This window comes from Novosphingobium profundi (assembly GCF_018491765.1).
Classification (GTDB): Bacteria; Pseudomonadota; Alphaproteobacteria; order Sphingomonadales; family Sphingomonadaceae; genus Novosphingobium; species Novosphingobium profundi.
Map to the genome: position 1 here is coordinate 86476 of NZ_JABWCU010000017.1, position 21646 is coordinate 108121.

The window sequence follows — 21646 nt, forward strand, 5'->3', positions numbered from 1 at the left end:
CCGGTGACCGACACCGGGCAATCAACGATTGTCTCGAAACATTTCGGGGGTTTCGCTCGTTTCCATCCCGTTCATTCGGGAGAGACCTTCGTGCGACATGCCATGCGAAATGCGGTGAAACTTGCCTCGACGGCCAGCCTGGCCTGCGCCCTGGCCGCCTGCGGCTCGGACGGCCAGAACCAGGCCGTCGCCCGCGAGCCCCATTGGAATTCCTCCTCCGCGCGCGCGTTGAACGAAGCCATCGCCCAACGTGCCGCACACGGCCTCGACCACATCGCCTTCAAGGCTGCGGGCGATCCCGATACCACCGAAGGATCAGCCCAGCTGACGCAAGAAGCGCTACGCTTTGCCGCCGCGCTCGCCCAGGGCGCCAGCGACCCCACCAAGCTCTTCGAGGTCTACACGATCCCGCGCCCCCAGGCCGACCTCAGGGCCGGGCTCGCCAAGGCGCTCGCAGAGGACAAACTGGACGACTGGCTGGCCAGCCTCGCCCCGCAGGAGGGCCCCTACCAGCTCCTTTCCAAGGCCTATCTCGAGCTTGAAAAGCAGAAGGCCGCACCCTCCCCCGGCATCCCGGTGACCGACGAGGCGATCCGACCGGGCGACGACGACGCACGCGTTCCCGCCATCGCGCGCCAACTGATCGCCTCCGATTATCTTGCGGGCGAGCCGGCTTCCGGCAATCGCTACACACCCGCGATGGCCGCAGCGGTCAAGCGCATGCAGACCGACTACGGCATCAAGCCCGATGGGGTGATCGGCAAGGACGCGCTGGAAATCCTCAACCTTTCCGTTGCCGACCGGCTGCGCGCCCTCGCGGTGGCCATGGAGCGTCTGCGCTGGCTCGAACGCAATCCCCCCGCCACCCGCATCGACGTCAACACCGCTGCGGGCCGCCTCGCCTACTGGCGCGATGGCAAGCAGGTCGACACCCGCAAGGTGGTGGTCGGCGAACCGGGTCGCGAGACGCCGCAGCTCGGCTCCCCGATCTTCCGTCTCGTCGCCAACCCGACCTGGACCGTACCCCGCTCGATCCAGGAAAAGGAATTCGCCGGCAAGGGTTCGGGCTATCTCCAGGCGCACAACATGGCCTGGAAGGATGGCTGGATCGTCCAGCAGTCGGGCCCGAAGAATTCGCTCGGCCTGGTCAAGTTCGACATGCAGAACACCCACGCGATCTATCTGCACGACACCCCGGCCAAGGCGCTGTTCGACGAAGTCCAGCGCCAGCGCAGCCACGGCTGCGTGCGCGTCGACGATGCACTGGGCTTCGCGCAGCTGATCGCGCAGAACGAAGGTGTCGAGGCCGAATGGCACAAGGCCCGCGCCACGGGCAAGGAGAGCTTCGTCAAGCTGCCCAAGCAGATTCCCGTGCGCCTGCTCTACCAGACCGTGCTCTTCGATGACGCGGGAAATCCGGTGATCCGCGCCGATCCCTACGACTGGGACGAACGCGTCGCAGTCAAGCTCGGTTTCGCCAAGCGCCCGGGGCACGTGCTCAAGTCCAAGTCCGACGACATCGGCCCCTGAGGACGGGCGAAAAGCAGAAGGGAGCCGCTAGAGCATTTTCCAGTCAGGTGGAATCACCTGACGGTTCAGAAAATGCGCTAGAACAACAAGCTAGAGCGGTCGATCGGATGCAATCTGATCGTAAACCGCTCTAGGCCGCCCCCTCCTGCTCGAAGCGCTGCTTGAACAAGTCGAAGGGTTCGTTGGCGGGGTTCGCCTCGCGGAACTTCTTTCGTCCCTCGTCCTTGAGATAGTCGGCGTAAAGCATCGTCGTCGTGCCCACACGGCGCACCGAAAGCACGGTGTCCATCTGCTCCATGAACACGCCCAGCTTCTCGATCGGGGCGCAGGCGAAGACCTGCAGATTGAACTCGCGCAGCAGCGCCAGGCAGCTGTTGACGTTGCCCCCGTCGAGCGCGTTGAAGGCTTCGTCGAACAAGATGATGCCCAACCCCATGCGCTCGCGATTGTCTTCCGAACCGTGGCACACGTTGGCCATCGCGCAGGCCATGGCAATGTAGAAGGGCACCTGCTTCTCGCCGCCCGACCCGCTGCCCTGGCGCTTGGCGTAGTCCGAGGTCACCCGCTCGCCGTCGAGCGTCGTGGTCTGCAGTTCGAAGGTCAGGTAATTGCGATAGTCGCTGATCTGTTCGACGTTCTCGCCCTCGTCGATCATGCGCTTGATGCGCTCGACGCCCTTCATGATGCTGGGCTCGAGGTTTTCCTGGCCCTCGTCGAACAGCGTACTGACGTCGATACTGTTGAGCTGGACGAGCCGCGCGATCTCGACGATCTCGGCGAAGAAGCGATCGGGCTTGACCTCGAAGCGGTAGAGCTCGCCATGGAACGGGCGCAGTTGCAGGCTGCGGTTGAGGTTGCGGATCTGCCGCTTGGCGCCTTCGATGCGGTCGTGCAACTTCACCAGCATGTCGGTCTTGAGCGAGGTCTCGATCGAGCTGCGCGCTTCCTCGGCCTGCTCGCGGTAGTCACCCAGCGTATTGGTGACGATCGAGGCAAGCTGGCCTTCCAGCCAGGCGAGCTGCACCTGGGGTGTCGCTTCCTTGTCGAACTGGCCCGCGATCCCGGCGTCGTGCGCATAGGCATAGGCCTTCTGCGGCGCCTGCCCCAGAAGCTGATTGACACGCGCGCGCGCCCTTGCGGCGTTGTCTTGCGCCGCGTTGCGCAGCGAGGGCAGCACCTTGCGGTGTTCCTCGGCAAGGTAGGCGAAGTCGCGCAGGGCATCCTCGCGCGCCGCTTCGTCAAGACCATCGCGCTCGGCGAACGAGGCCTCGGCGCGGGCGAATTCCTCGCGCGCGACCGCCAGCTTCTCGCCCGCACTGCCGACGTGGTGCCCGGCGACACGCTGCGCCTTCTCGTCGGCCTCCAGCTCTTCCTCGTAACCGGCAAGGTCAGCCTTGAGCGCGACAAGGCGCTCGCGGATCTCGACCGGCCGCTCGCCCTCGAGCGTGCGGATGTTGTCGCGGATCTGCGCGATGCCCTCGGCCTTGCCCTGGCGAACGCGTTCGAGCTCCTCGAGATTGCGTCCGGCGGCGACTTCCAGGAAGCGCTGGATGTCGGCGACGAGGTCCTTGAGGCTGCCTGCCTTGGCCTGCGCCAGTTCGAGCGAACGCTCCTGCCCGGCCACCAGCTGTTCGAGCATCGGCAAGTTCTTGGCGTTGGCCTCCTTGCCAAGGCGATGCACCTTGGCCGGGCGGCGGTTCTCGATCGAGCCGCCCGAAGAAAACAGGCAGTCTGGCGTCACCGCACGATCGTGGCGCAGCAGTTCCTGTTCGGTCTCGACCCGGCGCACGGTGTTGAGGCGCCGGTTGATGAAGGCGCGCGCGTGGACGTCGTCGGTCTCGATCACGTCGGCAAGGCTGCCGGTGGTCGGGGTCTGCGACTGCTCGCCGGTCTTGGTGGTGTTGACGATCTGCGTGCCGGGAAAATCGCGGCGCTGCTTGCGCAGCAGCGCGATCGCGTCCTGCGCCTGACGGGGGTCGACGACGAGCGCGTCGCGCGCGGCGCCGAGCAGCGTCTCGGCCGCCTCGACCCAGCGCTCGTCGGTCACCTCGACAAGCTCGCACACCGGCTTGGCGGCGATGCCGTTGGCCGCGAGGTACTCCATCAGCCGCGCGGTCGGCCCCTCGATCATCGCCCCGCCGCGCGCGACGCCCTGGAGCTGCTCGCGGTTCTCACGCAGCTGCTGGCGCAGGCTGGCCATGCCGGCAAGCTGCGCCTCGCGCGCGTCCTGCGCGGCGCCAAGGTAGCGTTCGAGCGGGCGCAGCAGCCGGGCGACGATCTGGTCGATGTCGCGCGCGGCAAGCGCCGTGCCGTCGGTCACGCGCGCGTTGAGCGCCTCGAGCGCCTCGCGCGCAAGCCGGTATTCATCGCCCGCGTGTGTCTGGACGAGCCGGTCGGACAGGCCCGCGACCGCACCGATCGCGGCGAAATAGGACTGGTAGTCCTTGTCCGCCTCGTCGAAGGCGCGCTGCGCGATGGGCAAGTTGAGATCGCGGAACTCGCGGATCGCCTGCTCGCGTGTGTCGTTCTCGAGCGCGCGCGATATTTCGCGGATTTCCTCGCCCACCGAAGCGATCGCCTCGCGGGTACGCGCGACGCGGCGGTCGGCGAGTTCCTGGTCGGAAAGGCGCGTCTCGTGCTGGCCGGTGACCACGCGCAAGTGCTCTTCCAGCCGGTCGCGCTCGGCCTTGCTTGCGATCCAGCGCATGCGGGTTTCCTCGCCGAGCTTCTCATCCAGCTCGCGATAGGCGCCGATCGCCTCGGTGACTTGGTCCTTCTGGACTTCGAGGTCTTCGATCTTCTTGATCAGGCCGCGCCAGGTCGAGACCGACTTGCGCAGCCCCTCGACGTCGAGCCCGGCGGGATCGAGCAGGAATTCGCGCACGAATTCGGTGGCCGACTTCATCTCGCGGATGCGCAGGCCATTGCGCAACGTCTTGAGGAACTTTTCCGGGTCCGCGTGATGCCCCTTGCCGCCCAGCACGCTGAGCACGCGGCGGGTGAAATGGGTCGGGCGATGACCGAAGTTCTCGAAGCCCTCCTGCTTGCGCAGGCGTGCCATGAGTTCGCCATAGGGGCGCACATAGGAGGCCCCGTCCGACTCCTCGATGAAGTCGGTGTCACGCAACGACTGGCCGGGCGCGATGAAAGCGCCCAGCACGTCCTCGCCCTGCTCGCCCTCGACCGCGCTCATGCCGATGCCGACCGTCCAGCACATGCCGTCGTGCTCGCGCTCGAACACGAGGCTGACGTAGCTCAGGCAATTGCTGCGCAGCGTCTCGCCCGCCACGCGGCCCAGGCAATAGTCGAAGACCGAGCGGTTTTCGCCCACCTTGCGGGTCTGCCCGGCGGTGACGTTGGCGCTCGCATTGAGCTGGAAGTAGTTCTTGTTGTTGCCGGTGAGCACGACCTGGATCGCATCGAGGATCGAGGACTTGCCCGCGCCATTGGGGCCGATCAGCGAAGTCGAGCCGCGCAGATCGAACGAAAGGCGCTCGAAGGTATACCAGTTGATGAGGTTGATGCGGCTGAGCGTGATCACGACGCGGTCTCCTCGCTGGGGCTGCCTTCGGCGGTGGTCTCTTCGGGGGCGGCCTCTTCGGGGACCGCTTGCGTGGTCGACGGCGACGCCAGTGGATCGGCGCCTTCCTCGGCGGCCTGGCGTGCCTTGGTCGCTGCGATCCAGTCCTCGATGCGCGTCTGCCAGGCTTCTCCGGTCACGCTACGGATCGCGGGGCGGATGGTAATGCTGACGCCATTGTCGAGCGGGATGTCGTCGCCCAGGTCGATGAAACGGCGGCGGCGGAAACTGTCGAGGATCTTGCGCACGCGCGGCCAGGCCGGGCGCGGACGCGCCACCCACTGGTCATAGCGCTCCATGACTTCCATCGAGGTCGTCTCGACGTGGCCGAATTCCTCCTGGCTCATCGTCAGCACGCCGTTCTCGAACGCGGCGCGCAGGGCCAGCAAAAGGATCGTCTCGTCGAGCGAGAGCATGGTGCGCGAGAGGCTCTCGTTCGGGCGCAGCTCGATCATCATCTCTTCCGGACGGATCACCAGTTCACGCCCGAGCGCGTCGAAAAGACCCGCAAAATAGGCCTTGTGGCGCAGCACCAGGTCGTAAGTCCCGGTCGCGTTGTGATCGTCGCGGAAGAGGCACTGCTGGTGGAGCAACCGGTCGGCCGCGCGCACCATCATCTCCTTGGACAGGTCCTGGTTGCGCGGGTGCTCGAGCAGCTCTTCGAGGTCGTAGAGAGTGGGGCCGGTCATGACTTAGTGCTCGCGGGATCGGATGAAAGACGTTCAATGCGAAAGGCGGTGAAGGCGGACCAGTCGGTCTCGACGACGCGCCCGGGCTCGTGGACGACCCTGAAGCGGCGCGAAAGCTCCTTGCTCGCGTACATGTCGAGCTGGCGCGCGCCCTGCAGCAAGAGCGCCTGCTCGGGGCTTTCGATGCGAAACGCATCGGCATCGAGCCGCTCGCGCGCGCCCAGGTTCGCCTCGATATAGTCGGCGATCTTCTGCGGGGTGACCGCCAGCTTCAGGAGGTAGAGCTTCTGCGTCTGGTCGTAGGCGACGAGCGCAGGATCAATCTGCGAGGTGCGCACCGGGCTTGGCGGCGCAACCACGCGCCGCAGGGCCGGCGTCGCGAGGCTTTCCGGCCCCCAGGCGCGCACGGGGTCGGCCAGCTCGCTCGCCACCTCGACCGGGGCATCCCACTCGAGCGGGAGCGCGGCAGTGTCGCGCAGCAGGTGGGTGATGCGAAGGAGCGTCGAGCCGTCGACCTCGTTCATGTAGCTGACGGTACGCGCGATGCGCTGCTCGAGGCGGCTGCGGAAGGCGTCGATATCGTCGAGACGGTCCTCGGCAGCATCGAAGATGCGCTTCACCTGCCCGAGATGCTGGCGCACTTTCGAGACCGCCATATCGAGGCTGCTGGCCAAACCCTGCGCCACATAGCCTTGCGCGAAGGCGCCGACGATGCGCGCATCGTGCTCGTAATCCGAGATCATCTGGATGATCCGGTTGCGGTGGCGGAAGGGGTTGTTGGTCGTCTTGATCACCCGATAGTCGGCGATCAGCACGTCCTCGACGAAATCGAAGAAGCGCGCAAGGATGGTGGTCGGCTGCGGGTCGGAGACGATGCGCTGCTCGTGCGCGCGCAAGTTGCCGATGATCGCCGAGAGGTGCTGCTGGAAGCGCCGCGCGCGAAGTGCCGCGTCGGCAAGCGAGGAAGCCTTGTCGAGCGGGTTCTCGCCCAACCGCTCGATCACGCTCTCGAGCGCGGCGATGGTGCCGCCGAAGTGGACCGCCTCGCCCTCCTCGATGGCGCTCAGCGTCTCGAGCAGCATCGAGACCGAAGCGTCGAGATCGACCATCTCGACGTAGCCACGGGTGTGCTCCACCAGCCAGCCAGCCTGCCGCAGCTTCAGATAGACATTGAGCGGGTTCTGGCTGGCGTCGGCGTTGGCGGCGTCCGAGGCGAAGTCGTCGACGATGTCGGAGAGCCGGTCGATCTGCGTCGCGATGAAGGCGACAAGGTCATCCTTGCGCACCGGATTGGTGTAGTGCTCGCCGAAGAAGGCGCGGTAGACCCACAGAATGAGCCGCGCGTAATCGCGCCGCGCGGGCGAAGCGAGCACGGCAAAGAGACTGGGAGGCAAATGCCCGAACAGCGCATCGCGCGGCCCCGGCTCCCGTTTTCCATTGCTCGCAGTCTGCATCGAAGTCCCATGTTCGACTCCGCGCACGGAAATGCGGAGCGGCGTGAAGGGGGCGTGCCATACGGGGCCAGCCCGGCCCCGGCAACCGCACATAGGCGATTGTGAACACCCGCGTGCACGAAACCCGCACGTCCTGCCGCGATCGCGCGGCCGTTCGAAGGATCCGCTTGCCCCGCCCTGCCCCAAGGACTTTCGGCCTAGGCTGGGCAAGACCTTATTGCGATTGATTATTAGTTGCTACTATGGAATGAAGAGTGCGCGACGTGGCCTCTACCCCGGACAGCGCGCGCGGGCTGCGCCATCCCTCATGCAGGATTTCTGCGCCTTGAACACATGCCAAGCCAACAGGACGCCGCTGCGGGCCGCCCGCGATCGCACCCCTGTCTTTCGCCCTGACATATCCCGGGACCTGTCCCATTGCGAGGTGCCTGCCCATGCCGGGTTCGACTGAACACGACGCGCCGGACGCGCGCCGGGCAGCAGACGGCGCGAACAGCACCGCCAAGGCGCCGAACAGGCTCGCGACGAGTCCCCTGGCGCGTTCACTCTGGCTGGGAGCAGGCCTGGCGCTGGTGGGCCTTGGCATCCTGGGCCTGTTCCTCCCGCTCGTGCCCACCTTCGATTTCCTTATCCTGGCGCTGCCCTGCTTCGCACGGTCCTCCCCCCGGTTGGAGAACTGGTTGCTCAGCCACCCGCGGATCGGCCCCGGCCTCAAGGCCTGGCGTCGGAACCGGGCGGTACCGCGCACGGGCAAGCGCATGGCCGTCCTGGGCATGTCCGCGGGCTTCGCCATCTTCGTGGTTCACGCCCACCCCAGCCTGGCTCTATCCGCCCCGATCGGCCTTGGCCTGCTCTGCGCGGCAGCCTGGGTCGTGACACGGCCAGAGAGCACCGACGAGTAAGCCACGACTGTCTCGAAGGGAAATGACTAAGGTAAACGACAAGGCCCCGGCTCGCAGTCCGAGCTCTGGTTAATCCCACATTATGAAATTAATTGCAAAACCCGCAACAGGCAACCTCAAATTAACCAATAAAATGCCTTTGTTACGTAGAAGAATGCCGCATTTGCGAAGAGTACGTGTTATTCCTTAGTTGCAACGTTTTAACTTCATGAGCATGCAGGCAACGGGCCTTCCGGCAAGGAACCAGATAGAAGTCTCCTGCCGGATTCCTGAGAACCCGTTGCTTAACGCAAGCTGAGCAGCGGATTGCTTTTTCGGATCGCAGCGAACAAGTAGAAAAACCAATGGGGCATGAAGAATTCAAGTTTTCGCTAAGGCTCAAGGTTGAGCAGCCCAGGCTTCTCTGGCAGTCCGCCGCGCGCGTCTGCCTGGAAGATCCGACACTTAGCGACGAAGATCTCGAAGACCTGATCGGGCCCCGCGAGGACCCGTCGATCGACGATTGCCTGATGATCCTGGCTCTCTCCCAACCCTTTCCAGGATGTTCCCGGCTCGACGCGTCGCTCGACGATCTCGCGCCGGCGATGCGCTCACTTGCAGCGGGCATTCCCTCCTCGGTGATGAATGCCCTCCACGCGTCCTGAGGACAACGTGCGAGCGCCATAAAGAAACGAAAAAGACCGGGCATAGGGGTTGCCCGGTCTTTTTCTGTTTCCGCCTGGTGCGGCCGGTCCCTCTTGGTCCCGACTGCATCAGGGTATTTAGCTAGGTGTTTGTCATTCGGTGGCGGCGCTGAGCGCAATCAGGCCGGATGCAGACATGCGGATACCGTTAACGCCCAGCATGATGTCGGTGCCATCCGTCACCACATCGGAGACTGTCGCCATCGAGTTGATCGTCGTGTCGAGCGTCTCACCGTTCACGTCGAGGGCGTTGAGCGTCAGGGTGTAGGCCCCGGCTTCGGCGTAAGTACCATCGTCCTGCAACCCATCCCACTCGAGCGAGCCCTCGCTGTCTGTGTCGAGATCGAGCGTGCGCACCGTGTTGCCCGAGGCGTCCGTGATCGTGGCGGTCAGCGAAGCGGCCGTGCCATCGACGTAGTAGGTCCAGTGCGCCGGGTCGTCGGCAAGCCCGGCCACCGGCGAGTTGAAACGCGCGACCTGGCCGATGTAGTTCGAGGCTTGCGACATCTGCTGGCCCGAAAGCGTGGTGAGAATATCCTCGAGCGTGCCGTTCTGCTGGATCGACTGCTCCACCTGAGAATACTGGACCAGCTGCTGGGTGTAGTCCGAGGTATCCATCGGATCGAGGGGGTCCTGGTTGGTCATCTGGGTGGTGAGCAGCTGCAGGAACAGGTCGTAGTCCGCCAGGAGGCTGGTCGACGCAGCCGACGTCGTGCTGCTGGTCGAGGAAGTCGTGCTTGAAACCGTGGTCATGACAAGGTCTGCCTTATGCTATTAGGTCGACATGGCCGCTGGCACCCAGCGACCGGTAGACGGGTTCGTCGCGTCCCGCAAAGCGGCCCTGGGACTGACCCTGGCCGCCACTTCCACGCTGGTCGGACGAGCCTTGCGACCCGGACCATCCCTGGCCCGCGCCCTGCCCCGACTGCCCCCCTGCGCGTGTATCGAAGCGCAGCGACTGCCCGTCCGCGCGAATTCCCGCATCCGCCAGCGAGCGCACGAGATCGCCGCTCTCACGCCGCAACATGTCGGCCGCACCGGTGCTGTCGGCCGACATCGTCGCGCGCAGCACCCCGGCATGGTCGAACGAGAGGCGCACGTCGATGCGCCCCAGATGACGCGGATCGAGCTTGATCAGCAAGTCGTCGCTGCCCGCCCCCAGCGCGCGCGCGATTTCGACGCCCATGTCCGTTCCGAACTGCCCCTCGCGCACCTGCACGTCAGCCGAGGACGTGGTGCTCGACTGCGCGTTGGCGGCATAGGGCAAGGCCGAGGGGCGCGTGCCGATCGGTGCCATTGTCTGGCTCAACCACGCGCCGGTGGGCGCGTTGGCATCGGCGCGCGGCGCACCGGCTTCAGCAACGGTGTTCGCGCTCGTGCTGCCGGTGCCGATCGACGCGAGACTACGCTCGAAGGGCTTGCCCTCGTCAGCCGAAGACGTGCCTTCGTGCGTCGTCGCCTGCACCGTGTGCAGGTCCTGGTCGGCCACGGCCAGCTTGCCCGTGGCACCGGTGTCCGCCGAAAGTACCTTGGCTTCGGCGCGCGAGGCACGGCTCGATGCCGCGCCATTGCCGGAAGTGGTTGCCTCGCCTGCACCGTCGAGCGCTCCGGACTGGCCCACGTCCTGCACCGCGACGGCGACCATCGCCGGAACCGGGACTGCGCTCGGCATCGTGTCCGGCGCCGCAAGCGGCACGTCCCCCGGCAACGAAGCGAGCTGCTGGAGCCCTCCGGCCGCGCTGGTGTCGTCGCCATCATCGGCCTTCGTGGTGGCATCGCCTTCGCCAGCCGGCGACTTGACCTTGCCGCCCGGAACCGCTGTCACGGCGACCTGCATCGTCGCCGCATCCTGTGCGCTCACGTTCGGCTGCGCGGAGTTGCCCGCCGGGATCTTCGCTTCGGACACGACGGCCTCGGAAACCTCCGCAAGATCTTCACCCGCCGGCACGGCGCGCGCTTCATCGCCCGTCGCAGCCTGCCCCTCGAACGGAACCGGCGACACGCCATCCTGCGCGAGGTTCGTCGCGAGCGCTTCGTCCGACAGCTCCGGCGATACCGGCAGCGCAGAGGTGCCATCTTCGGGCGGGGCCGGGGTCGCGTCGGTCGGCTCGGCGTCGGCTGCGGGACCGGCGCGCACGGCGGCCTGTTCGAGCGCCGCAAGTGCCTTGGTATCCGCCGCAAGGATCTGCGCGGGCGCTCCCGCCTGCGCAGATCCTTGCGCGTTCTCGGATGCGCCAGTCGCCGCGTCGGATTTGCCTTGCGCGCCGACGAGGCCGGCGAAGCCATCCGCAATCTCACCTGCCGTATTGGTCGTCGCAGCGCCCTGCGATCCGCTTGCGGTCGTCGAGGCCCCAGCGGCCTTGCCCGTCGACACGGTCGGCACCAGCGCCACGACGCTCATCGATGTGGTCATTCTTGCATACCTCGTACCAGCCTGGAGAGGCCACGTTTCATTATAGAGGGCGCCCGCAATTTCCGGTCGAGCCGGCCCGCGATCACGTTCAGCTGATCGTGCCCAGGGTGCGCAGGCGCACGCGCGGGTGAATTTCGTTCTGCGAGAGCACGACCGTGGCCGGCCGCACGCGCTCGATGATCGAGCGCACGAAGGGACGCTGCGCCGGGCTTGTCAGCAGGCACGGGATCTCACCCTGTTGCGCCAGCCGGTCATAGGCCTCGCGCACGCTGGTGATGAAGCTCTGCAACTGCGAGGGCGCCATCGCCAACTGGCGTTCCTCGCCCTGGCCGACGATCGCCTCGGCGAAGGCCTCGTCCCATTGCCCGCCGAGCGAGACCACCGGGATCGCGCCATCGTGGGTCTGCTGCGCCGAAATCTGGCGCGAGAGGCGCGCACGCACGTGCTCGGTGATCAGCATGATGTTGCCGCTGAGCGCGGTTGCCTCGGCGATGCCCTCGAGGATCGTGGGGATGTCGCGGATCGAGACGTTCTCGGACAGGAGATTCTGGAGAACGCGCTGCACACCCGAGATCGAGATCTTGGACGGGATGATGTCCGAAATCAGCTTCTCGGCTTCCTTGTGCACCTCGTTCAGCAGCTTCTGCGTCTCGCTGTACGAAAGCAGGTCGGCGATGTTGTCCTTGACGATCTCGGTCAGATGGGTCGTCACCACCGTGCCGCAGTCGACCACGGTGAAGCCGCGGAAGTTCGCCTCCTCGCGCATGTCGCGATCGATCCACACGGCGGGCAGCTTGAACACCGGCTCCTGCGTGCGCTCGCCGCGCAGCCCGATTTCCTGGCCCGAGCCATTGATCACCAGCAGCTTGCCGATGCGCAAGTCGCCGCGCGCGATCTCGGTTTCCTTGACGAAGACCACGTATTCGTTGGGCTTCAGGGCCATGTTGTCGAGAATGCGTACCGAGGGCAACACGAAGCCATAATCGGTCGCCATCTGCTTGCGCAGCGCGCGCACCTGGTGGTCGAGGCGTGGCTCGGCGCTGGCGTCGTTGATCAGCGGGAGAAGCCCGTAGCCAATTTCGATGCGGACGGCGTCGATCGCCAGCGTGCGTGCGATCGGCTCCTCGACCTCGGCGTTCTCGCGGCGCTGCGCGGCCGCTTCTTCCATCGCCGCGCGCGCGGTTTCCGCCTTGGCCTTCTGGGTCATGTTCCAGGCCAGCGTTCCGCACAGCCCCGCCAGCAGCGCAAAAGGCACGAAGGGCAGGCCGGGCACCAGCGCCAGGATGCCCATGAGCACCGCGACGATGCCGAAGGCCTTAGGATAACGCCCCAGCTGTTCGCCCAGCGCCGCTCCGGTCTTGCCGGTGACACCCCCCTTGGAAACCAGCAGGCCCGCCGCGGTCGAGACGATCAGCGCCGGGATCTGGCTGACGAGGCCGTCGCCGACGGTCAGAATGGTGTACGTGTGGAAGGCTTCGCCGAAGGGAACGCCGTGGATCACGACACCGATGATGAGGCCCACGATAACGTTGATCGCGGTGATCATCAGGCCCGCGATGGCATCGCCCTTCACGAACTTCGAGGCACCGTCCATCGCGCCGTAAAAGCCGCTTTCGGCCTCGATCTCGGCGCGGCGCTCGCGCGCCTGCGCCTCCGAAATGGTGCCCGCGTTCAGATCGGCATCGATCGCCATCTGCTTGCCGGGCATCGCATCGAGGCTGAAGCGCGCCGCCACTTCGGCGATGCGACCCGCACCCTTGGTAATGACCACGAAGTTGATGACGATGAGGATGATGAAGATGGTGAGGCCGATGACGGTCTCGCCGCCCATCAGCATCTCGCCAAAGGCGCCGATGACACCGCCGGCGGCATTCTGTCCCTCGTGCCCGTGGCCAAGGATCAGGCGCGTCGAGGCCAGGTTGAGGCCCAGGCGGAGCATCGTCACGATCAGCAGGATCGTGGGAAAACTGGAGAGCTGGAGCGGCTTCTCGATGAACAGCGCGGTCATCAGGATCAGCACCGAGGCGGTGATCGAGAGTGCCAGCCCCATGTCGAGCAGCCATCCCGGCATGGGCAGCAGGAGCATCGCGATGATGCCGCAGACCGCCAGCGCCAGCGCGAGGTCGCGGCCGGCGCCCATGCGCGCCAGGATCCGTTCGAGTTGGCTCAGATAGGCAGTCATGAGTAAGTCATCCCGATGGGGGCGGCGCGGCGCGAGTGGGACGCGATCGGGCGGCCCTGCGCGCGCGCCTGTCCCGGCGGGGTGGCGGTGCCTTCACCGCCACCGTCCGCGATGCAAAGTTCGTCTCAGTTGCGCAGCAACTTGCAGGCATCGAACGAGCCGTCGGCCACGAAGGCGCGCAACTTGTTGCGCATCGTGCGGATCGAAATGCCCAGCATCGTCGCCGCATTGGTGCGGTTGCCGTCGCAATGGTCGAGGGTCTTGAGGATCAGCTCGCGTTCGACGTCCGTCACCCGCGATCCGACCAGCGCGGCAACCGCCTGCTCGAAATCGGGAATGGTCATCGCGTCGTCCGCCAGCCCTTCCCCGCGCAGCCGCGCCACGACATCGGGCACGTTCACCGACATGTTGACGTAAACCGGGTCATTGGCGTCGATCCGGAAGAAGCGGCAGGTCTCGCACTGGGGACGCCCGATCGAGATCGTCGCCTCCTGTCCGCGCACCATTTCCACCGCGACCCCCATCGCGTCCCCCAATTCCCCCAAGAGGACAAGCGACGCGCAAGGGGTCGTGTCCGGGAGCGCGCTCATCCGTCCTGTCTCACGATCTCGGTCAGGGTGATGCCCAGGGTATTGTCGATCAGCACCACTTCGCCACGTGCAATCAGCCGGTTGTTGACGAAGATGTCGACCGGCTCGCCCACGCGGCGGTCGAGTTCGACCACCACGCCCGGGGCCAGCCGCAGCAGTTCGCCGATGTCCATGCGCGAGCGGCCGAGCACGGCCTGGACCTTCACCGGAACGTCGTAGACCGCCTCGAGATCACTCGGCGTGGGCGGGGTCGCGGGCTTGGCATTCCAGGTCCGCGCGTTCTCGTCCTCGGGACCGCTGCCCGCGAACTGGGCCGGCGCAAGCTGGCGCGAGACCTCTTCCTTCTTTTCTTCTGTCATTTCGACACCCTTGGTCATTTCGACTTGTTTCTATGCGACGTGTCTGATTCCGCGACGTCCTAGCCGTTCATCCACTGGCGGATCACGGAGGTCGATTCTGCGGGGTTCTTCACCACGGCGTCACCGATGCGGCGCAGCGCGGAAAGCTTGATGTGGCCGTCGACCTGGGCAATCGCGATGTCCTGGTCGAGCCTGTGCTCTCCCGAGGCACTTCGCCGCTCCTCGAGTTCGCGCATGGCCTCCTCGTCGCCGTCGGCCGCGCGGCCGGTCAGTTCGATGGTCTCGGCGTCGAGCGGCAGCGCGGGGTTCTCCTCGACGATGCCTTCGAGCACCGGCGTATCGAACAGCTTGGGCTTGAGCATGCGCAGGCCGAAGAGGACGATGCCGCCGACAAGCAGGATCTTGAGAATGTCGAAGATGCGCTCGGGGGTGATCCCGAAGGGCAGACCGCCCTGTGCATCGTCGAAGTCCGTCGGCGCGGTGAAGGCCATGTTCTCGACGACCACGCTGTCCCCGCGTTCGGCATTGAAGCCCACCGCGTTCTCGACGAGGCGCTGCAGGCGCTGCATCTCGCCCTGCGGAAGGCCGTTCTTTCCGCCGTCGACCATGACCGCAACGGTCAGGCGGCTGATCTCGCCGGGCGAGCCGACCGAAACAGTGGTCGTGCGGCTGTTCTGGTAGGTAGTGTCTTCGGAGGTCTCGTTCTTCGCCGAGCGACGGCGATCCCCGCCATTGCCGTTGGCGTTGCCCTGGGCGTCGGGAAGCTGTGCGCCCACCGTCACGCCTTGCGCCGCGGCCGAATTCTCGTCGTTCTGGTCGTTCGATTCCACCGTCACCTGGTGCGCGATGACCTGGGTGTCGGGATCGAAGACTTCGGATTCCTTGCGCGTCTGGTCGCGATTGAGGTCGGCGGCGACTTGCGCGCGCACCTTGCCGCGCCCCACGATCGGCTCGATCATGGCCTCGATCTCGCCGCGCAGCCGGTCCTCGATCTGGCCCTTGCGTTCGTCGAGGTCGCCCATCGAACCTGCCCCCTCGTCGCCCGAGCGAGCCAGCAGAGCGCCGTTCTGGTCGACGATCGAGACGGCTTCGGGCGCGAGATCGGGCACCGCGGAGGAGACCAGGTAGCGGATCGCATCGACCGTCTCGGCCGGGATGCGCCCCGTCGTCTTGACCGTGATTGCCGCGCTTGCCTTGCGGCGCTCGGTCTCGAACAGAGCGCGTTCGGGCATCACCACGTGGACCCGCGCGCGGCTGATCCGGTCGATGCTCTCGATCGACTTGGCCAGTTCGCCTTCGACCGCGCGGGTCTCGTTGAGGCGCGCGCGCGAGGAGGACACCCCGAACGGCTCTTCCTCGTCGAGCACTTCGTACCCGATCTTGCCGCCCAGCTGTTCGGAGGCCAGCGACATGCGCAGCTCTGCCAACCGGTCGACGGGCGCCATGATCGCGCTGCCGTCGGCCGAAAGCTGGAAGGGCACCCCCTGCCCGCTGAGCTTCTCGGTGATCGACTGCGCCGCAGTCGGGTCGAGATCGGTGTAGAGGTAGCCCATGCTCGGCTCGGGCGTTCGGAACGCCAGCCAGCCCAGCCCTGCCAGCAAGGCAACGGCAATGCCACCCATCAGCAGCGCCCGGCGCAGCCCGATCTGCTCTAGAAATTTTCGCAACGCGATCAAGATTGCCTCTCGGTAAACCCGCGGGACTTCAGAGCTCCGCCACCGACATTATAGGATGACACTAGGCAATTCTTGCCGCGCCTCGCAAAACTTTCACGTCGGAAGGTACAATCCTGTATTCGAGCGCCGCTGCGCGCGGCAAAACCGGCATGATTGCGCGCCTTTTGCCGCGCCGCTCACGATATGACGGGCAAATAATGCCTCTGCCGGGGCCCTGAAACGCACAACGGACAGTGCATGAAAAAGCCCCGCACCGGGATCGGTACGGGGCTTTCGGACCAACTCTTGGCACGAAGGCTCGGCTAGGCCTCGAGCCCTTTTCCGAGAAGTCCCTCGAGCTCGGCGAGGACGGCCTTCTGGCGCGCCTTCGCATCCACCCCGAGACCTCCTCCGGTCCAGTCGATCCGCGCATCCCCCAGAGCCAGGCTGGGATCATCGACGAGCGCGATCGAGAGGTCCTCCAGCTCGTGCGGATGGCGTTGGCGCAGGCGCGATTCCAGGTCTTCGCGCAAGGCGGGGTTTACCTTGAGGACCAGCCCGGTCCCACGCGCCACTTGCGAAAGCGCGCGCTCCAGCGCTTCGGCCACGGGCTTGCCCGGATCGAGCGCGGTCGCGTGGCCGGCCAGCATGCGCGCGGCCTCGTAGGCGACGGTCGCGGCATCCTGGGCGATCTGGGTCGATACGCCCGAGAACTCGCGGCGCAAGTCGTCGAGAGCGGCGTTGAGCGCATCGGACGACGCCAGCACGGCGGCATCGCGCTCGCGCCGGGCTTCGTCGAGACCGGCCTCGAACGCTTCGCTGCGAACCCGGGTCAGTTCGCTACGGTGCTCTTCCTCGAGACGGGCGAGGCGGGCTTCGAGTTCACCGGTACGGTCGAACCCGTCGTCCTTGTCGGGAACGCGTGCAGGTTCCTCGGCCGGGCTGAAATGAAACACCCGGTCAAATCCGAATGGCTGAATGGGCATGGCTGCCTCCATCATGGCCTTATCCTATACTTGGTCATGGGATGTCCTCGTGCGCACCACCTGTCAACCACGCAGCCTGTCCTCTGCACCGATTGTCCCGTCGTGCCCGTCATCAGAAAATCATCGCATCGTCGCTCTTGGGGTCGACCAGGACGATCTCGCCCTGATCGGCAAGGGTCTTGGCGAGGCGCACCAGCGTGCCCTGCGCTTCCTCGCAGTCGCGCGCGCGCACCGGCCCCATTGCCGACATGTCGTCGCGCATGAGCTTGGCAGCACGCTCGGTCATGACCTTGAAGAAGACCTTGCGCGTTTCTTCCGGCGCGCCCTTCAGCGCCAGCGCCAGGTCGCGCTTGTTGCTCGCGCGCACCAGGGTCTGGATCGCGGCGGGCAGGAGATTGGCGAGATCCTCGAAGGTGAACATCAGCGCGCGGATGCGAGTGGCCGATTCCGGCGCCTTCTCGTCGAGCGCGGCCAGCATCGCCTCCTCGGTCGTACGGTCGAGCGCGTTGAAGAGTTCGGCCATGCTCTCGTGCGTGTCGCGCCGCTGCGTGCGCGAGAAATTGGTCATGAACTCCGACTTCAGGGTCTGCTCGACGTGCTGGAGCACGTCCTTCTGCACCGTTTCCATGCGCAGCATGCGCATGATCACGTCGATGCCCAGTTCCTGCGGCAGCTCCGAGAGCACGCGCGCGGCATGGTCGGGGCGCAACTTGTTGAGAATGACCGCGATCGTCTGCGGGTATTCGTTCTTGAGGTAGCCCGCGAGCACCGCCTCGCTGACGTTGGAGAGCTTGTCCCACATCGTGCGGCCCGAGGGACCGCGAATGTCCTCCATGATCTCCTTGACCTTGTCGGAAGGCATCAGCGATTCGAGCAAGCGCTCGGTGCTTTCGAACGAGCCGTGCAGCGCCGACATACTCGAGACCGCGCTGGTGAATTCGACCATCAGGAATTCGATGACGACCGTGGGAACCCGGCCGAGCTGCGCGATGGCCGCCGAGAGTTCCTTGATCTCCTCGTTCGTAAGCTGGTCCCAGATCGGGGCGCCATGCTGCTGCCCGAGCGCCAGCATCATGGCTGCCGCACGCTGCATTCCCGTGAATTTCTTCAATTCAGGCGGTTCGACAACCGCGCCACCTGTGCTCATCTCTCAGTCCTCAAAAAAGTGCCTGCGCAGAACCGACCCGGCCCGCTCTCTTCTATCTTATAGGATGAACGCCACCCCGAAGCTTAGCGCGAGGCACAAATGACAATTAATTTGAACAACGGCCTGATCGGCCTGTCCATTCTGGGTGGCACGAGCGCCTACACGAGCGCGACCTCCTCGCTGAGCTCGAGCGAAAGCGCCGCCGTGACCAAGGCGAAGGAAGCCTTCACGCTTCCCGAGACGACACCGCCCTGGAAGGAGGACGAAGACACCAGCTCGATGAGCGCGCAGATCTCGGCGATCAAGAAGCTGCTCTCGCTGGTCGATCCGGACGCCGAGAGCGACCTCGAGGACCTGCCCGACGTGCAGGCCGCCTTCACGATCTACAACACGCTCGACAAACTCCAGACAATTGCCGAGAGCGCCGCGGATTCGAGCACGACCGCAACCGAGCGCGCCAAGCTCGCCGCAATCTTCGCCCAGGGTCTCGAGGACCTGCAGGACTACATGAGCTCGGTCGACACCGACATGCTCACGCTCAACTTCGGCAAGCCGACGAGCAGCGTGAAAACGGTTGCGATCGATGCCGTCGACGTCACCGGCTCGGTCGAAGGTCAGGGTGTTTCGGTCAAACGCGACGCCGCGATCGAGGGGCTGACCGGATCGGAAGTGTTCCAGTTCACGCTTACCAAGGGCACCACCACCGAAGTCGTCACGGTCGACCTCTCGCAGACGACGCAGCCGCCGACGCTCGATTCGGTGGCAGAAGCCTTCAACGCCGCGATCGGCGCCTCGCAGGAAACCGACGCCTCGGGCAATCCGGTAGTCGATGAGAACGGCGATCCGGTCAGCTACTGGAAATCGAATTTCACCGTCGAATACAACGACGAGGGCGAATGGGGGCTGGTCTTCAATCCCAAGGGCGTGGAAAGCGTCGCCATCGACCAGGTCGGCAGCCAGGATGCACTGATCGTCGCGGCGGGCGAGACGCGCAAGTCCTCGACCAGCGACGCCGAAGTCTACCGCATTACCAATCTCGACGGCACGCTCGACTGGGAGCGCCTCGGTTCGATCGCGGGCATCGATGCCATGGCCACCGAACGCGCAGAAGCCGAAGCCAAGGCCGACGAGGACTACGATCCCGACGACGGCACCGATTATTCGGTCGCCGCCGAATCCGAAGCCAGCGCCATCGTCACCGACGCCGAAGGCTTCAGCTACATCGTCGGCACGACCACCGGCGATGTGGGCTCGAGCCTCTCCGATGGCGAGGAAGACCTCTACCTCACCAAGATCGACAGCGAAGGCAACGTGGTCTGGCAGCGTAGCCTGGGCGCGGCCGGCTCGGCCGAAGGCGCAGCGATCACCCTCACCGACAGCGGCGAGATCGTCGTGGCGGGCACCGTCAGCGGCGCGTTCAGCAACAGCGACGACGACGAGACCGACATTCTGGTGACCCGCTTCGACACGAGCGGCGCCGAACTTTCGAGCACCGCGATCCGCCGGGTTGGCGACGAAACCGCAACGGCGGTGACCGTGGGCGACGACGGAAGCATCTATGTCGGTGGTCGCACGTCGACGGGCGACGCCTTCATCGCCAAGCTGAGTGCAACCGGCACGCTCGAACAGCGCCGCACGATCGACAGCGGCGGCATCGACACGATCACCGCGCTCGAAGTCGACAGTTCGGGCAACATTCTCGTCCTGACGCGCGAGAGCGGCGTATCGACGCTGCGCCAACTCGACAGCTCGGACATCTCCAACGAACTGGGCTCCTTCACACTTGGAACCGCGGACGCCCGCGCAATCGCGGTATCCGACGATGGGCAGATCGCCGTCGTCGGCGCCACCACCCAGGCCATCGCGGGTACTCAGGCCAACGCGCTGACTGGTGGGCGCGACGCCTTCGCAACGGTGCTCTCCGCCGACTTCTCCTCGGCCACGACAACCTACATCGGCACCACCGACGACGACCAGGCCGACAGCGTCGCCTGGCTCAACGGATCGCTCTACGTCGGGGGTCGCACGACCGGCACGCTCGAGGGAACGCGTGCGGGCACGACCGACGGCTTTGTCGCCAAGATCGACGCGGCCACCGGCACTCTGGGTACCGTATCCCAGTTCGGACTTGTCGCCTCGACGTTCGAGCCGGTGCAGGTCTCGGCCGTCAGCGGCGGGGACACCGCGCTCGGCGCGCTCGGCCTCAGCCGGGGTACGATCAACCAGCAGACCTCGAGCTCGCTCGTCTCGCAGACGAGCCTGCGGGTGGGGGACGAGTTCGGCATCACCGTCGACGACGGCTCGGTGCGCACGATCACGATCGAGGAAGGCGAGACGATGTCGAGCCTGGCGCGCAAGATCCGCCGCATCACCGGCACCTCGGCCACGGTCTCGACCTCGCTCGTCGATGGCCAGACCACGCTCAAGATTACCGCGGCCGCCGGCAGCACGATCGAGCTGAGTTCAGGCGCGAGCGGCAAGGATGCGCTGGCGAAACTGGGCATCAGCGCCGGCAAGCTGATCACGTCGACCGTTTCGGACGACGACGAGACACTGGTGACCCCGGGCGGAACCTTCAGCCTGGCCCTCTCCCAGTCGCTTTCGCTGAGCTCGGAGACGCTCGCCTCGCAGGCGCTCAGCTCGATCAAGTCGGCGCTGTCGATGATCCAGTCGGCCTACCGCTCGCTCTACTGGGACGACAACAAGGCCGCGAAGGTCGATGGAACCTCGCTCATCACCAGCAGCGGCTCGGCTTATCAGCAGTCCAGGCTCGCCAGCTACCAGGCCGCGCTCGACCGGCTGACAAGCTAAGGCCCCCCTCCTTCTTTTTTGCGGAATTCCGATCATGTCTACACTCCCTCCCCTTTTCGAGAGCATGGCCGCGGCAATGAAGGGCATGTCCCAGCATCAGCGGGTCATCGCCGAGAACATCGCAAACGGTGAAACCGCCGGCTACAAGGCGCGCACGGTCGCTCCGGAGGATTTTTCAGCGCTGCTCGCGGCCTACGGCGGCGACAACGGTACGCCGCGGGTCTCGCGTCCGCGCGTGACCTTGTCCTCGACGATGGTCGCGCTCGGAGCACAACCGACGGACGGCAGCGGGGGCATCGTGCTCGACAGCGACACCAGCGAGACCAAGCCCGACGGTAATAACGTGACGCTTGAAGACCAGCTCCTCACGCTCGGCCAGGTTCAAACCGATTACAGCACGGTCACCAATCTTTACCGCAAGCAGATGAGCCTTCTGCGCGTTGCCCTGGGTCAGGGCTGACAGCTTTATCTGCGGGGCCATGAAAGGCCTTGCGGAAAACAGGCCAGGGCCGAGGCGACCAGATCCAAATTGCGCGCGCGCCTCGCCTCGTGGCGGACTGCTCGCGCCCCCTCCTGTTCTTGAATTATTACATTCGTTTGCATTTCCAAATGACCGGGAACCGATCATCCAATAATTCTTTTCTTGAGGCCGGGTTCGCCCGGCC

16 protein-coding genes are annotated in these 21646 nt (G+C 65.5%); 5 read left to right on the forward strand and 11 right to left on the reverse strand.

Translation table 11 applies throughout. The annotated features are described in order from the left end of the window. Positions 1 to 114 precede the first annotated feature (114 nt). A complete protein-coding gene (locus tag HT136_RS19270; RefSeq protein ID WP_343222244.1) occupies positions 115 to 1530 on the forward strand; it encodes a L,D-transpeptidase family protein in 1416 nt (471 codons plus the stop codon). Between the two features lie 130 nt (positions 1531 to 1660). On the opposite strand, the gene HT136_RS26635 is transcribed toward HT136_RS19270, so the two are convergent. From HT136_RS26635 to HT136_RS19285, 3 genes are read right to left on the reverse strand one after another with little or no spacing between them, the layout of a single operon-like run. Beyond that, the gene (locus HT136_RS26635) at positions 1661 to 5071 is read right to left on the reverse strand and encodes an SbcC/MukB-like Walker B domain-containing protein (protein WP_214201459.1); all 3411 of its coding nucleotides are present in this window, start codon (positions 5069 to 5071) and stop codon (positions 1661 to 1663) included. Continuing rightward, positions 5068 to 5799 (reverse strand): DUF4194 domain-containing protein, encoded by a 732-nt coding sequence (locus HT136_RS19280; RefSeq protein ID WP_214201460.1) that lies wholly within the window; start codon positions 5797 to 5799, stop codon positions 5068 to 5070. Before HT136_RS19280 ends, HT136_RS26635 begins: the two co-directional genes overlap by 4 nt. Further along, entirely contained in the window at positions 5796 to 7253 is a 1458-nt protein-coding gene (locus HT136_RS19285) for a Wadjet anti-phage system protein JetA family protein (RefSeq protein ID WP_214201461.1), read from the reverse strand. Before HT136_RS19285 ends, HT136_RS19280 begins: the two co-directional genes overlap by 4 nt. Before the next feature lie 434 nt (positions 7254 to 7687). Here HT136_RS19285 and HT136_RS19290 point away from each other — a divergent pair, with 434 nt between their 5' ends. Both HT136_RS19290 and HT136_RS19295 read left to right on the forward strand, forming a co-directional pair. Beyond that, positions 7688 to 8155, forward strand: coding sequence for a YbaN family protein (locus tag HT136_RS19290; RefSeq protein WP_214201462.1), 468 nt, complete (start codon positions 7688 to 7690; stop codon positions 8153 to 8155). 344 nt (positions 8156 to 8499) lie between these two features. After that, complete coding sequence (locus HT136_RS19295) at positions 8500 to 8799, forward strand: hypothetical protein (RefSeq protein WP_214201463.1); 300 nt, start codon at positions 8500 to 8502, stop codon at positions 8797 to 8799. Between the two features lie 132 nt (positions 8800 to 8931). Here HT136_RS19295 and HT136_RS19300 read toward each other — a convergent pair whose 3' ends face one another. The 8 genes from HT136_RS19300 to fliG form a co-directional block, all read right to left on the reverse strand. Beyond that, complete coding sequence (locus HT136_RS19300; protein ID WP_214201464.1) at positions 8932 to 9591, reverse strand: flagellar hook assembly protein FlgD; 660 nt, start codon at positions 9589 to 9591, stop codon at positions 8932 to 8934. A 13-nt stretch (positions 9592 to 9604) separates the two neighbouring features. After that, positions 9605 to 11251 carry a flagellar hook-length control protein FliK gene (locus HT136_RS19305; protein ID WP_214201465.1) on the reverse strand — a complete coding sequence of 549 codons (1647 nt, stop codon included), beginning with the start codon at positions 11249 to 11251 and terminating at the stop codon, positions 9605 to 9607. Between the two features lie 88 nt (positions 11252 to 11339). After that, positions 11340 to 13433 carry a flagellar biosynthesis protein FlhA gene (gene flhA / locus HT136_RS19310; RefSeq protein WP_214201466.1) on the reverse strand — a complete coding sequence of 698 codons (2094 nt, stop codon included), beginning with the start codon at positions 13431 to 13433 and terminating at the stop codon, positions 11340 to 11342. 125 nt (positions 13434 to 13558) lie between these two features. Then, positions 13559 to 14023 (reverse strand): helix-turn-helix domain-containing protein, encoded by a 465-nt coding sequence (locus HT136_RS26540; protein WP_214201467.1) that lies wholly within the window; start codon positions 14021 to 14023, stop codon positions 13559 to 13561. Further along, a complete protein-coding gene (fliN, locus tag HT136_RS19320) occupies positions 14020 to 14382 on the reverse strand; it encodes a flagellar motor switch protein FliN (RefSeq protein WP_214201468.1) in 363 nt (120 codons plus the stop codon). The genes HT136_RS26540 and fliN overlap by 4 nt, the downstream gene beginning before the upstream one ends. A gap of 59 nt (positions 14383 to 14441) precedes the next feature. Continuing rightward, a complete protein-coding gene (gene fliF, locus HT136_RS19325; protein WP_214201516.1) occupies positions 14442 to 16004 on the reverse strand; it encodes a flagellar basal-body MS-ring/collar protein FliF in 1563 nt (520 codons plus the stop codon). A gap of 356 nt (positions 16005 to 16360) precedes the next feature. Next, positions 16361 to 17023: a FliH/SctL family protein gene (locus HT136_RS19330; protein WP_214201469.1), complete on the reverse strand. Its 663-nt coding sequence runs from the start codon at positions 17021 to 17023 to the stop codon at positions 16361 to 16363. Between the two features lie 112 nt (positions 17024 to 17135). Beyond that, entirely contained in the window at positions 17136 to 18170 is a 1035-nt protein-coding gene (gene fliG / locus HT136_RS19335; protein WP_214201470.1) for a flagellar motor switch protein FliG, read from the reverse strand. Between the two features lie 99 nt (positions 18171 to 18269). Between fliG and HT136_RS19340 the strand changes: the two genes are divergently transcribed. Together HT136_RS19340 and HT136_RS19345 are read left to right on the forward strand one after the other, a co-directional pair. Then, complete coding sequence (locus tag HT136_RS19340) at positions 18270 to 20981, forward strand: NHL repeat-containing protein (RefSeq protein WP_214201471.1); 2712 nt, start codon at positions 18270 to 18272, stop codon at positions 20979 to 20981. 85 nt (positions 20982 to 21066) lie between these two features. Then, positions 21067 to 21441, forward strand: coding sequence for a flagellar basal body rod protein FlgB (locus HT136_RS19345; protein WP_343222246.1), 375 nt, complete (start codon positions 21067 to 21069; stop codon positions 21439 to 21441). Positions 21442 to 21646 lie beyond the last annotated feature (205 nt).